This window comes from Streptomyces sp. NPDC059832, assembly GCF_042731715.1.
Lineage (GTDB): Bacteria > Actinomycetota > Actinomycetes > Streptomycetales > Streptomycetaceae > Streptomyces.
On the sequence record NZ_JBHWIY010000009.1, the window covers coordinates 345,830 to 359,840 of the forward strand.

At 68.7% G+C, this 14,011-nt stretch carries 5 protein-coding genes and 1 tRNA gene; 1 reads left to right on the plus strand and 5 read right to left on the minus strand.

Annotation, left to right across the window (positions count from 1 at the left end; genetic code table 11):
• Positions 1-168: 168 nt before the first annotated feature.
• From ACFV8T_RS19005 to ACFV8T_RS19020, 4 genes are all read right to left on the minus strand, one after another.
• Positions 169-969 carry a helix-turn-helix domain-containing protein gene (locus tag ACFV8T_RS19005; RefSeq protein WP_385328779.1) on the minus strand — a complete coding sequence of 267 codons (801 nt, stop codon included), beginning with the start codon at positions 967-969 and terminating at the stop codon, positions 169-171.
• A 204-nt stretch (positions 970-1,173) separates the two neighbouring features.
• A complete protein-coding gene (locus ACFV8T_RS19010) occupies positions 1,174-3,942 on the minus strand; it encodes a DNA translocase FtsK (protein WP_385328781.1) in 2,769 nt (922 codons plus the stop codon).
• Between the two features lie 253 nt (positions 3,943-4,195).
• Positions 4,196-4,870: a two-component system response regulator gene (locus tag ACFV8T_RS19015; protein WP_266427541.1), complete on the minus strand. Its 675-nt coding sequence runs from the start codon at positions 4,868-4,870 to the stop codon at positions 4,196-4,198.
• 244 nt (positions 4,871-5,114) lie between these two features.
• Complete coding sequence (locus ACFV8T_RS19020) at positions 5,115-10,544, minus strand: HAMP domain-containing protein (RefSeq protein ID WP_385328783.1); 5,430 nt, start codon at positions 10,542-10,544, stop codon at positions 5,115-5,117.
• A gap of 413 nt (positions 10,545-10,957) precedes the next feature.
• Here ACFV8T_RS19020 and ACFV8T_RS19025 point away from each other — a divergent pair, with 413 nt between their 5' ends.
• Positions 10,958-13,591 (plus strand): SpoIIE family protein phosphatase, encoded by a 2,634-nt coding sequence (locus ACFV8T_RS19025; protein ID WP_385328785.1) that lies wholly within the window; start codon positions 10,958-10,960, stop codon positions 13,589-13,591.
• 64 nt (positions 13,592-13,655) lie between these two features.
• Here ACFV8T_RS19025 and ACFV8T_RS19030 read toward each other — a convergent pair.
• Positions 13,656-13,728 (minus strand) — tRNA-Thr (locus ACFV8T_RS19030).
• Positions 13,729-14,011: the final 283 nt, after the last annotated feature.

Here is a 14,011-nt window from a genome sequence, read left to right on the forward strand (position 1 = left end):
GGGGGTGGGGGGTGGGGGCGGGGGCGAAGGCTTCTTTTTCCCCGCCCCTCTCTTGCCAGAGGGGGTTCCCACTGGAAAAAGGAGGAAAAAGGGGGGCGACCCCCGGGGGGGTTTCCCGCCCCCTCGCCATGTCGTCGATGCCGCCTGGGGAGACGGTGCGTGTACGGATCAGCCGACCGCCGGGTCGCCCTTCGTGTACGAGAGCCGCTCGACCTGTCCGGGCTGGAACTTGTCCTCGACCTTCTTGCCGTTCACGAAGAGCTCGATCGAGCCGGCGTCCCCGAGGACGAGGTCGACCCGCTCCTGGTCCTGGAAGGTCTTGGTCTGGCCCTGCAGCAGCAGACCGTCGAAGAGCAGTCGACCGTTGTGGTCCTTGGCGGAGATCCAGCTCTTGCCCTGGTTGGCGTTGAGCCGCACCGTCACCTTGTCCCTGGGTGCCGCGGCGATGGCACTGTCGGAGGGCGCCGGCTTGGGATCGACGGGCTTGACGGGCTTCGGCTTGGGGCTCTTCGTGTTGGGTGCCGAGCCCTCCGCGAGCTGGGTGGCCGTGGGGGTGTCGTCGCCGCCCTTGACGAAGGTGAAGCCGACGAAACCGACGACGGCGACGATCGCCGCGACCATGGCCGCCGTCCAGTTGGGCCGACGGGGTTCGGAACGGATTCTCTCGGCCTCGAACAGCGGTGCCGCGGGCGTGGGCGCGGGACGGCCGCCGTGCTCCGCGTCGTACTGCGAAACCAGCCGTTCCGGATCGAGCCCGACGGCACGCGCCAACGTACGGATATGGCCGCGCGCGTACACGTCGCCGCCGCAGCGGGAGAAGTCGTCCTCTTCGATCGCGTGCACGATAGGGATGCGCACCCGGGTGGACGAACTGATCTCTTCGACCGTGAGACCTGCGGCGATGCGAGCCTGCTGGAGCACTCGACCGATCGAAGGCCGGTCGTCTTCGGGGGAGTTGCCGATGGACACGGGGGCGCCTTTCGAGCGTGAGCCACCTGCTGGGTGTTCAGTCTAGGGGGGGTACGAAAGGGTGGGGCAACCGGGAGGAAGGACTTTGTCCTCCATCGGACTCGAACACCGTCCGATTCCCCGGACCGTCCCGGGAAGGACAATTCTGCCGCCCCTCCCTCCAAGTTGACGTACGACCCGGCCAAACGGTTGCCCGTACTTCACCTACGGAGCGGATTCCCCGCGGATCAGTGCCAACACCCCGTCCAACTCTTCGGGTTTCACCATGACGTCGCGGGCCTTGGATCCCTCGCTGGGCCCGACGATGTTCCTCGACTCCATCAGGTCCATCAGCCGGCCGGCCTTGGCGAAGCCGACCCGGAGCTTGCGCTGAAGCATCGAGGTGGACCCGAACTGGGTGGAGACGACCAGTTCGGCGGCCTGGCAGAGCAGATCCAGGTCGTCGCCGATGTCCTCGTCGATCTCCTTCTTCTTGGCGGTGCCGACCACCACGTCCTCGCGGAAGACCGGCGCCATCTGATCCTTGCAGTGCTGGACGACGGCCGCGACCTCGTCCTCGGTGACGAAGGCGCCCTGCATACGGGTGGGCTTGTTCGCCCCCATCGGCAGGAACAGACCGTCACCCTTTCCGATGAGCTTCTCGGCGCCGGGCTGGTCGAGGATGACCCGGCTGTCGGCCAGCGAAGAGGTCGCGAAGGCGAGCCGGGAGGGCACGTTCGCCTTGATCAGACCGGTGACGACATCGACCGAGGGCCGCTGGGTCGCGAGCACCAGGTGAATACCGGCGGCACGGGCCAGCTGGGTGATCCGGACGATGGCGTCCTCCACATCGCGCGGCGCGACCATCATCAGGTCGGCGAGCTCGTCGACGATCACCAGCAGATACGGGTAGGGCGAGAGCTCGCGCTCGCTGCCCTCCGGCGGCTTGACCTTGCCGTTGCGGACGGCCTGGTTGAAGTCGTCGATGTGCCGGTACCCGAACGCGGCGAGGTCGTCGTACCGCAGGTCCATCTCCCGTACGACCCACTGGAGTGCCTCGGCGGCGCGCTTCGGGTTGGTGATGATCGGCGTGATCAGGTGCGGGATGCCCTCGTACGCGGTCAGCTCGACGCGCTTCGGGTCGACCAGCACCATCCGGACGTCGTCCGGGGTCGCCCGCACCATGACCGAGGTGATCAGGCAGTTGATGCACGACGACTTGCCGGAACCGGTCGCACCGGCCACCAGCACGTGCGGCATCTTCGCCAGGTTGGCCATCACATAGCCGCCCTCGACGTCCTTGCCGAGCGCGACCAGCATCGGGTGGTCGTCCTCGGCGGCGTCCGCGAGGCGCAGCACGTCGCCGAGGTTGACCATCTCGCGGTCGGTGTTGGGGATCTCGATGCCGACGGCGGACTTGCCCGGGATCGGGGAGATGATCCGGACATCGGGACTGGCGACGGCGTAGGCGATGTTCTTGGCGAGCGCGGTGATCCGCTCGACCTTCACCGCGGGGCCGAGCTCGACCTCGTACCGTGTGACCGTCGGTCCGCGGGTGAAGCCGGTGACGGCGGCGTCGACCTTGAATTCGGTGAAGACGTTCGTCAGCGCGGCGACGATCGCGTCGTTGGCGGCGCTGCGGGTCTTGCCGGGGCCACCGCGCTCCAGCAGGTCGAGCGAGGGCAGCGAGTAGGTGATGTCGCCGGAGAGCTGGAGCTGTTCGGCGCGGGCCGGCAGCGGCTGGGACTGCGAGTCGGGCACGGGCTTCGTCAGATCGGGTACGCCGCCCGAGGGTGCCGGCTGCTTCCCTCCTCCGGAGGAGGCTTCGCCGTCCCGGGCGCCGGGGACCGGCGTGCCCGGATGCTCGCGCTCGGCGGAGACGCCCTGGGTGAGGTCGGCGACGACCGGCGAGGGCGGCATGCCGTTGAGCACGGCCCCGTCGAGAGCTGCGGCCGCGGCGGCCGCCACGTCCACCGCGTCCATGGTGCGGTTCATCGCGGGCTGCACGGAGGGCCTGCGCGGCCGGCGGCGCTTGGAGAGCGCATCGGCCTCGGCCTGCTCGGGGTCGTACTCGGCGGGCGCTTCGGAACGGCGTGCCGGGGAGCGACGGGAGCCGGCGGGAAGCTGCTCGCGCCACTGCTCGTCGTAGCGCTCGTCGTCGTTCTCCTCGTCCGCCTCGGGGTCGTACTCCGGGTGGAGAAGGCCCAGCTTGGTGCCGAGCAGCCGCAGCCGTTGCGGGATGGCGTTCACCGGGGTGGCGGTGACGACCAGCAGCCCGAAGACGGTGAGCAGCAACAGCAGCGGTACGGCGAGGACCTCGCCCATCGTGTAGATCAGCGGCTTGGAGGCCGCCCAGCCGATGAGCCCGCCCGCGTTCTGCATCGCCGTGGTGCCGTCCTCCCGGCCGGGCGATCCGCACGCGATGTGGACCTGCCCGAGCACCCCGACAACGAGGGCGGAGAGCCCGATGACGATGCGGCCGTTGGCCTCGGGCTTCTCCGGGTAGCGGATCAGCCGTACGGCGATGGCGCCGAGCAGTATCGGTACGAGCAGATCGAGCCGGCCGAAGGCCCCGGTGACGAGCATCTCCACCAGGTCGCCGACGGGTCCGCGCAGATTCGACCAGGTGCCCGCGGCGACGACCAGCGCGAGCCCGAGCAGCAGCAGCGCGACGCCGTCCTTGCGATGTGCGGGGTCGAGCCCCTTGGCACCACGCCCTATGCCGCGGAACATCGCTCCGACGGCGTGGGCCGTGCCGAGCCAGACGGCGCGCGCCAGGCGGTACACACCGCTGGTGGGCGACGGGGCGGGTCTGGGCGGGGCCGCCTTCTTCGCCGCCGCCTTCTTGGCGGGGGCCTTCTTCGCGGGCGCGGTCTTCTTGGCGGCGGTCTTCTTCGCGGGCGCGGCTTTCTTGGCCGGCCCCGCGGTACGGCCGACGCGCTTCGCGGTGCCCGCCGTGCCCTGGGAACCCTTGCCGGACGTACGTGAGGCCATGGTGCCGAGGTTACCGGTGTCGACGGCCGTGAACACGTGCGACTGCCGCTTCACCCGACCGTGTCGCTGTACAGGGGCCGCAAACTGACGCGACCTCACCGCCGAACGCCCTGCTCCCGAGCCGTCGAGCGCCGGAGCGGAAGGGGCAGTTGGGCCGGCGCTCAGGACAACCGCCCGCCCGCGGCCGGAAGTCGCACCGCCGGACCGCCGCGAACCCGGCCCCTCCCCGCGCTGCGGAGTCGCGACTGCGGCGTTACGAGGGCAGGGCGGCCGTGCCGCTTCCGGTGCCGGGCTCCAGGGCGTCGAGCGCCCGGCGCAGCCCGGTGAGCTTGCGCTCCAGATGGGCGGCGGTGGCCACCGCCGCGGCGTCCGCCGACTCGTCGTCGAGCTGCTTGGAGAGCGCCTCGGCCTGCTCCTCGACGGCTGCGAGCCGCGCCGAGAGCTCGGCCAGCAGCCCCGCCGGCTCGTTCTCGTGGTCCGCGCCGCCGCCGTCGCCGTCGAGCTGGAGCCGCAACAGCGCCGCCTGCTCGCGCAGCTTGCAGTTCTTCATGTACAGCTCGACGAAGACCGAGACCTTGGCCCGCAGCACCCACGGGTCGAACGGCTTCGAGATGTAGTCCACCGCGCCCGCCGCATAACCCCTGAAGGTGTGATGCGGACCATGATTGATCGCGGTGAGGAAGATGATCGGGATGTCCCGGGTCCGTTCCCGCCGCTTGATGTGCGCGGCGGTTTCGAAACCGTCCATGCCCGGCATCTGGACGTCCAGCAGAATGACCGCAAAGTCGTCCGTGAGCAGCGCTTTGAGCGCTTCCTCCCCTGACGATGCCCGTACCAGTGTCTGATCGAGCGCAGAGAGGATGGCCTCCAGCGCCAGCAGATTCTCCGGCCGGTCATCGACCAGGAGGATCTTGGCCTTCTGCACCATGGCCCGTCCTCCTCGCCCCGGAATTGCACCGGGCGCCGCCCCAGGGGACGACTCCCTTACGCCGTCCGTCCTTGTGCCGGTCATGGTAGCCGCACCCCGCCCGTCGCCACACCCTGTCACCGCGATGTCACTGTGCACACAGCAGAAACGCGGTGGGGGACCAGAAGGTTCCCCGTACAGCGCCTTCTCACACCCCTGCGGGCACAGTCGATCAGCAACTCATAGCGATTCGCTCAGTTAATGATCACTCTCCGCGCATCCACTGCTCCATTACGGAAAGAAGATGATCAGGGTCGACAGGCTTGGTGACATAGTCGGAAGCGCCGGATTCGATCGCCTTCTCCCGGTCACCCTTCATCGCCTTCGCGGTCAACGCGACGATCGGCAGCCCGGCGAACTGCGGCATCCTGCGGATCGCCGTCGTCGTGGCATAGCCGTCCATCTCCGGCATCATGATGTCCATCAGTACGACCGTCACATCGTCGTGCTGTTCCAGGACTTCGATGCCCACGCGCCCGTTCTCCGCGTACAGCACCGAGAGACCGTGCTGCTCCAGCACGCTGGTGAGCGCGAAGACGTTACGGATGTCGTCATCGACGATGAGCACCTTCTCGCCACGGAACCGGAACGTCCTGCGGACCGTCGGCTCCTCCTGCCCGGCGAGCGTCCACGGCTCCTGCGGAGCCGCTGGAGCGGTACTCCGGGGCGGCAGCGCGGGCCGCCGCTCCGCGCTCTCCAGGCTCTTGCGGCGCCGCCGCATCAGGCCGGCCGCACCGGCCGCACCCGGTGCCGTGGCCGCCGGGTCGGCACCCGGACCAACCTCTGGCAGCAGCCCTTCCTCGACCGCGGCGCCATGCGCCTCGATGGGCCCGGGGCCGATCTGCGGGTAACCCTGCGGCGGCAACTCGCTCGGGTGCAACGGCAGATACAGCGTGAACGTCGAGCCTCGGCCCGGCTCGCTGGCCGCGTGGATCTCGCCGCCCAGCAGCCGGGCGATCTCCCGGCTGATGGACAGCCCGAGCCCCGTGCCGCCGTACTTGCGACTGGTCGTACCGTCCGCCTGCTTGAACGCCTCGAAGATCACCAGCATCTTGCTGGAGGCGATCCCGATCCCGGTGTCGGTGACCGAGAACGCGATCAGGTCGGCGTCCGCGTCACGCAGTGAGCCGGCCTCCAGGAGCTGCTCACGGATGGCATTCGGGACATCCTCGTTGGCGTGCCGGATCACCAGCTCGACTGCCCCGCTGTCGGTGAACTTCACCGCGTTGGAGAGGAGATTGCGCAGCACCTGCAACAGCCGCTGCTCGTCCGTGTGCAGTGTCGCGGGCAATTCCGGCGAGACCCGTACGGAGAAATCGAGTCCCTTCTCCGCGGTGAGCGGGCGGAAAGTCGCCTCCACGTAGTCCACCAGCTGGACCAACGCGATCCGGGTCGGGCTGACGTCCATCTTGCCCGCCTCGACCTTCGTCAGATCGAGAATGTCGTTGATCAGCTGGAGCAGATCGGAACCGGCCCCGTGGATCGTCTCGGCGAACTCCACCTGCTTCGGCGAGAGATTGCCCTCGGCATTGTCCGCGAGCAACTTGGCCAGAATGAGCAGCGAGTTGAGCGGCGTACGCAACTCGTGCGACATGTTCGCCAGAAACTCGGACTTGTAACGCATCGAGACCGCGAGCTGTTCGGCGCGCTCCTCCAGGACCTGCCGGGCCTCTTCGATCTCGGTGTTCTTGACCTCGATGTCGCGGTTCTGCTGGGCCAGCAGTTCGGCCTTCTCCTCCAGTTCGGCGTTGGAGGCCTGGAGCGCCTTCTGCCGGTTCTCCAACTCCTGCGAACGGTCCCGCAATTGCTCGGCCAGCTCCTGCGACTGTTCCAGGAGCTTCTCGGTCTTCGTGTTGACGCTGATGGTGTTGACGCTCGTCGCGATCATTTCGGCGAGCTGGTTGAGGAAGTCCCGCTGGATGTGGGTGAACGGCTGGAACGACGCCAGCTCGATCACACCGAGCACCTTCCCCTCGAAAAGCACCGGCAGCACGATCACATGCGCGGGCGGTGCCTCCCCGAGCCCGGAGGAGATCTTCAGATACCCCGGCGGAACGTTGTCCACCTGAATGGTCCGCTTCTCCTCGGCGGCCGTGCCGATGAGCGTCTCGCCCGGCCGGAAGGACGTCGGCATCGAGCCCGCCGAGTATCCGTAACTGCCCCTCATGCAGAGTTCGTACGAACCGTCCTTGTCGCTGTCCTGGCCCACCGCGCCGGTGTCGCCGGTCGGCATGGCCAGGAAGAACGCACCGTGCTGCGCGGATACGACCGGAGTCAGCTCGCTCATGATCAGCGAGGCCACGTCGTCCAGATCGCGACGCCCCTGCATCAGACCGGAGATCCGGGCGAGGTTGCCCTTGAGCCAGTCCTGTTCCTTGTTGGTCGCCGTGGTGTCGCGCAGGTTGGCGATCATGGTGTTGATGTTGTCCTGCAGGGCCTGGATCTCGCCGGCCGAGTCCACGTCGATCTTCAGGTTGAGATCGCCGCGGGTCACCGCGGTGGCGACGGCCGCGATGGCCCGCACCTGACGGGTGAGGTTTCCGGCCATCTCGTTCACCGACTCGGTGAGGTCGCGCCAGGTGCCGTCGACGTCCCGGACCCGGGCCTGGCCGCCCAGCTGCCCCTCCGTGCCCACCTCGCGGGCCACCCGGGTCACCTGCTCGGCGAAGGAGGACAGCTGGTCGACCATCGTGTTGATCGTGTTCTTCAGCTGCTGGATCTCACCACGCGCGTCGATGTCGATCTTCTTGGTGAGGTCGCCCTTGGCGATGGCGGTGGTGACCGCGGCGATCTGCCGCACCTGACCGGTCAGATTGGACGCCATCGAGTTCACCGACTCGGTGAGGTCCTTCCACGTACCGGAAACCCCGGGCACCCGCGCCTGGCCGCCCAGCTCGCCTTCCGTGCCCACCTCGCGGGCGACGCGCGTCACCTCGTCGGCGAACGAGGACAGCGTCGTCACCATCGTGTTGACGGTGTCCGCGAGCTCGGCGACCTCGCCGCGCGCCTCGACGGTGACCTTCTTGCGCAGATCGCCGTTGGCGACCGCCGAGGAGACCCGGGAGATGTTCCGCACCTGACTCGTCAGGTTGTTGGCCATCAGGTTGACGTTGTCGCTGAGGTCCTTCCAGATGCCCGTCGCACCCGGCACCCGGGCCTGACCGCCGAGGATGCCCTCGGTGCCCACCTCACGGGCGACCCGCGTCACCTCGTCGGCGAAGTTGAGCAGCTGGTCGACCATCGTGTTGACGGTCGTGACCAGTTCGAGGATCTCGCCCCTGGCATCGACGGTGATCTTCTTGGAGAGGTCGCCGTTGGCCACCGCGGTGGTGACCTCGGCGATGTTGCGGACCTGCATGGTCAGGTTGTTCGCCATACCGTTGACGGACTGGGTGAGGTCCTTCCACGTACCGGACACCCCCTGCACCTCGGCCTGGCCGCCGAGGATGCCCTCCGTACCCACCTCACGGGCGACCCTGGTCACCTGCTCGGCGAAGTTCGAGAGCTGGTCGACCATCGTGTTGATGGTGTTCTTCAGCTCCAGGATCTCCCCGCGCGCGTCCACGTCGATCTTCTGCGACAGGTCACCGCGCGCCACCGCCGTGGCGACCTGCGCGATGTTACGGACCTGGGCGGTGAGGTTGCCCGCCATGCCGTTCACCGAATCGGTCAGATCACGCCACACCCCGGCCACACCGGGCACCTGTGCCTGCCCGCCGAGCCGCCCGTCGGTGCCGACCTCCCGGGCGACCCGGGTCACCTGCTCCGCGAAGGCGGAGAGCTGGTCGACCATCGTGTTGATGGTGTTCTTCAGCTCCAGGATCTCGCCACGCGCGTCCACGTCGATCTTCTGCGACAGGTCACCGCGCGCCACCGCCGTGGTCACCTGGGCGATCTGGCGCACCTGCGAAGTCAGGTTCCCGGCCATGAAGTTGACGGAGTCGGTGAGCTCCTTCCAGGTGCCGGAGACGCCGTCCACCCGGGCCTGGCCACCGAGGCGGCCCTCGGTACCCACGTCACGCGCCATCCGCGTCACCTGGTCGGCGAAGTTCGAGAGCTGAGCCACCATCGTGTTGACGGTGTTCTTCAGCTCCAGCATCTCGCCCGCGACATCCACGGTGACCTTCTGCGACAGGTCGCCGTTGGCCACCGCGGTCGTCACCTGCGCGATGTCGCGCACCTGCCCCGTGAGGTTGCGGAACGCCGCGTTCACCGAGTCGGTGAGGTCCTTCCAGGTCCCCGCCGCACCCGGCACCTCGGCCTGACCGCCGAGCCGGCCCTCGACGCCGACCTCCCGGGCCACCCGGGTCACTTCCGAACCGAAGGCCTGGAGCTGGTCCACCATCGTGTTGACGGTGTTCTTCAGCTCCAGCATCTCTCCGGCCACGTCCACGGTGACCTTCTGCGTCATGTCACCGTTGGCCACCGCAGTGGTCACCTGCGCGATGTCCCGCACCTGGGTCGTCAGGTTCCTGAAGACCGTGTTCACCGAGTCGGTGAGGTCCTTCCAGGTCCCCGCCGCACCCGGCACCTTCGCCTGGCCGCCTAGCAGACCCTCGCCACCGACCTCGCTGGCCACCCGGGTCACCTCGTCCGCGAAGAGCCGCAGCGTGTCGGTCATCTGGTTGATCGTCTCGGCCAGCTGCGCGACCTCGCCGCGGGCGCTCACCGTGACCTTCTGGGACAGGTCGCCATTGGCGACGGCCGTGGTCACCTCGGCGATCCCGCGCACCTGGGACGTGAGGTTCCCGGCCATCGTGTTGACGGAGTCGGTGAGGTCCTTCCACACCCCGGCCACACCCGGCACGGTCGCCTGCCCGCCGAGCTCGCCCTCCGTACCCACCTCACGGGCGACCCGGGTCACCTCGGAGGAGAACGACGACAGCTGGTCGACCATCGTGTTGACGGTGTTCTTCAGCTGGAGCATCTCGCCGGCCACATGGACGGTGACCTTCCGCGACAGATCCCCCTTGGCGACCGCCGTCGTCACCAGGGCGATGTCGCGCACCTGCGCGGTCAGCCGGTACGCCATGGTGTTCACGGAGTCCGTGAGGTCCTTCCACGACCCGGACATCCCGCGCACCTGGGCCTGACCGCCCAGCTTGCCCTCGGTACCCACCTCGACCGCGACCCGCGTCACCTGCTCGGTGAACGCGGACAGCTGGTCAACGAGGCTGTTGACCGTACGGGCGACCTTCAGGAACTCGCCGCGCAGCGGCCGTACCGTCTCGTCGGACGTGTGCGACCGCAGTTCCATCCGCTGTTCGAGATCACCGTCGGCCACCGCCGACAGCACCCGCCCGACCTCCGAGACCGGGCGTGCCAGATCGTCGACCAGCTCGTTCGAGGCGTCGATCGCGGCGGCCCAGGAGCCCTCGCACGCGCCCGTCTCCAGCCGCTCGGTGAGCTTCCCCTCGCGTCCGACCACCCGCCGCACCCGGGCCAGCTCACCGGTGAGATGCAGATTACGGTCGGCGACCTCGTTGAAGACTGCCGCGATCTCCGCCATCACGCCGTCGCCCGAGACGGTCAGACGCCTGCGGAAATTCCCGTCGCGCATCGCCACCAGGCCCGCCAGCAGTCTGTTGAGCGCCGCCGCGTCGACGTCGATGGTTCCATTGCGCTGTTTCTTCACGGACTGTCCGCCTTTTGTGCGCGTGTCTGATCCCCGCGCCGCCACGCCAGACTCCACCGTGTCCCTCCCGCAGGGGTTGACCGTATCGCTCGGGCCTTGTCTGGGAGCTTGCCCAGTTCTTCTTTGGCTCACCGCCACAGCCCACCGTCGACGGGTGACCATGGGGACGTCAAATCGTTGAAACGTACCAGGCCCGACGCAGCCGGGGTGCAACCTCCAAGGGTTGTCCCACATCCCGCTGTTGAGGAGCCCACACTTGTCCGTTCACGAGTCTGTTCCTGGTCGCTCCTGCCCGAAGTCGCCCCTCGTGTATCCGGCACCGAGACCGAGCGTCTAGCCTGGCAGGCGAATCGAAGCGGCGAGAAACGGGCACAGGACTCGGGGAAGCGACGAGACACCATATGGGGAGTGCTGTGATCACCGCGCGCGCGGCCGCCACCTTCGACCCGGTCGGGCGCTCCGTCGCGACCGCCCGCGCCTTTGTCCGCGACACCCTCCAGGGGTGGGGCTACACGGACGTCGTCGACGACGCGGTCGTCCTCACCAGCGAGCTGGTGACCAATGCCGTGGTCCACGCGGGCACCGCCGCGGACGTGCTGTGCCTGCGTACGGAGGACGGCGTCCGGATCGAGGTCTCCGACCACTATCCGGAGCGCGAGATCCCGCTCCAGAGCACGGGCCCGGACTTCGGCAGCCCGGACCGCGAGAACGGCCGCGGGTTGCTGCTCTGCGCGGCACTCGCCACCCGGTGGGGCGTGGAGTACTCGCCCACCCGCAAACACGTCTGGTTCCAGCTCGATCTTCCCGAACGCCCGGTGGGCATCCGTTCGGCGGGCCCGCTGCTGCCCGTGGGACTGCTCCCCGTCGCCGACGAACGCGTCCGGGTGGCGGTCGTCCAGATCGACAGCGCCGGCTCCATCGCGGCCTGGAACGAGGACTCCTCGTTCCTTTTCGGCCATACCGCGGATCAGGTCACCGGGAAGCAGCTCACCGACTTCACCGCCTGGCCCCAGACTCCCGGCACCAACACGGGCATCGTCGACGCCCTCCAGCTCTCGCGCTGGGAGGGGAGTTACGGAATCCGGGGCGCCGACGGCCGGATCATCCCCGTCTACGCCTCGCACCTGAGGGTCCGCGACACCCACGGCGAGCCCTCGACCGTCTGTCTGCTCGTCCGCGACTACGAACGCGCCGTACTCCAGTCACCGGCCCGCACACCGGTGTCCGACACGAACGCCGAGAGCGGCAAGACCGACCCGTTCGAGATCTTCATCGGCTCCCCCGCCCCCGACGACCTCGACGGCCTGCTCCAGCGCACGGTCGAGCGGGCCCGCGACATGCTCGACGCCGATGCGGCCTTTCTGCTGCTGGCGACGGACGACGAAACGGAACTGGAGGTTCGGGCCACCACAGGTCTGCCCTCCGCCCGCCAGCGTTTCGCCCGCGTCCCGGTGGAAGCCGGTACCGGACGATACGGATCCGCCCGGATGCCCGCCGTCCACGAAGACCTCGACAACGTTCCGGGCGCCGTCCCGCTGCTCGGCGGCACCGGGATGCGCTCCGTCGTCACCGTCCCGCTGAAGGTCGAAGGGCGGCTCACAGGCTCCCTGGGCGTCGCCGCCGAAGCAGCCGGCCGCTACTCGAACGAGGAGGCCCTGCGCCTGCAGTTCGCCGCGGACCGGATCGCGCTGGCGGTCGAGTCGGCCCGCCTGGGTGAACTGGAACGCCTCCGCCGCGGTTCCCTCTCCTTCCTCGTCGAGGCTTCCGACCTGCTGGCCGGCACCCTCGACCGGGACCAGACCCTGGCGCTGATGGCCCAGATGACGGTCCCGACCCTGGCCACCTGGTGCGCCGTGTACACGATCGCCGACCAGTCGTCCGAGCCGTATCTCTCCTACGTCCTGCACGAGGACGAGGAGCGCATCGATGGCCTCAAGGCCCTGCTCTCCAAGATCGCACCGCCGGACCCCGTGCCGACCCCCGGCGCCCGCGTCTGGGCCGCCCCGTCCGAGGCCGCCCACCAGGCGGCCCTGCGCAGTTCGATGCGCAGCCTCGGCCTCGGGGAGGACGGCAGGCTCGGCGAACCGGGCAGGCTCGGCTCCGGCATCCGGACGACGCTCGCCACCGCGGCCGCCGTCGGCGGGGAGACGGTGGTCCTGCCACTCGTGGCCCGCAACCGCGTCATCGGCATGCTGACGCTCGGCAAGCCCTCGGACGACCATTTCCGCCAGGAGATCCTGGAACTGGCCGAGGACCTCTCCCGCCGCGCCGCACTCGCCCTCGACAACGCCCGCCTCTATTCGGAACGCATGGCGATCAGCCAGTCCCTGCAGCGCAGTCTGCTGCCGCCGGGGCTGCCCGAGGTCCCCAATGTCGAGATCGAGGTCATCTACCGCGCGGCCGGCGAGGGCAACGAGGTCGGCGGCGACTTCTACGACGTCTTCCCGATCCGCGACGGCGCCTACGGCTTCGCCATCGGCGACGTATGCGGTACGGGCCCGGAGGCCGCGGCCGTCACGGGCCTCGCCCGCCACGCCCTGCGCCTCCTCGCCCGCGAGGGCTTCGGCGGCCCCGCCGTCCTGGAGCGCCTCAACGCCGCCATCCTGGACGAGGGCGCCCGCAGTCGCTTCCTGACCCTCCTGTACGGCGAGCTGTGGCCCCAGGAGGACGGCAGCGCCCTTCTGAAGGTGGTCTGCGCAGGGCACCCGCTGCCGCTGCGTCTGCGTCAGGACGGTTCGGTGGAGGCAGCGGCCGAGCCTCAGCCCCTGCTGGGCGTCATCGAGGAACTCGATCTGTACGAGCAGACGGTCACCCTCGCCCCCGGCGATGTCCTGCTGTGCGTCACCGATGGCGTCACCGAACGCCGGGAGGGCACCCGCATGCTGGGCGACGACGGTCTGGCGGACGTCCTGGCGACCTGCACCGGCCTCACGGCGGGTGCGGTGGCGGCTCGCATCCTGCGGGCGGTGGAGCGCTTTGCCGCCGAGCCGGCCTCGGACGACATGGCCATCCTCGCCATGCGTGTGCCTGAACCCACCATCGCCTAATACCGCAGCACCGACAAACAGGAAAGGCCCCCGCCGACTGGCGGGGGCCTTTCCTGTTCTTCTGAGCCCCAATGCGGAATCGAACCGCAGACCTTCTCCTTACCATGGAGACGCTCTACCGACTGAGCTATTGGGGCCTGCTGCGCTGTGGCAACGAGGTAAAGCATACCCCGAACTCAGGGATGCTCAAAACCACTGACCACAGAAGACTCTGACGGGCCCTCACGGGACCCCGCACCGTCCTACCCACCACGACGCGGGGTCTGCCCCGACAAGGCCCGCCCCGGCCGTACAACTCCACCGGGCAGCCGGCCGTAAACGCAGAAAAGCCCCGTGCCACAAGGGCACGGGGCTTTCCCGTAAAAGGAGTTCGGCGGCGTCCTACTCTCCCACAGGGTCCCCCCTGCAGTACCATCGGCG

Excerpts from the sequence above, each read along its gene's own strand:
- ACFV8T_RS19010 (WP_385328781.1), bottom strand. The coding sequence starts at position 3,942 with ATGGCCTCACGTACGTCCGGCAAGGGTTCCCAGGGCACGGCGGGCACC.
- ACFV8T_RS19015 (WP_266427541.1), bottom strand. The coding sequence starts at position 4,870 with ATGGTGCAGAAGGCCAAGATCCTCCTGGTCGATGACCGGCCGGAGAAT.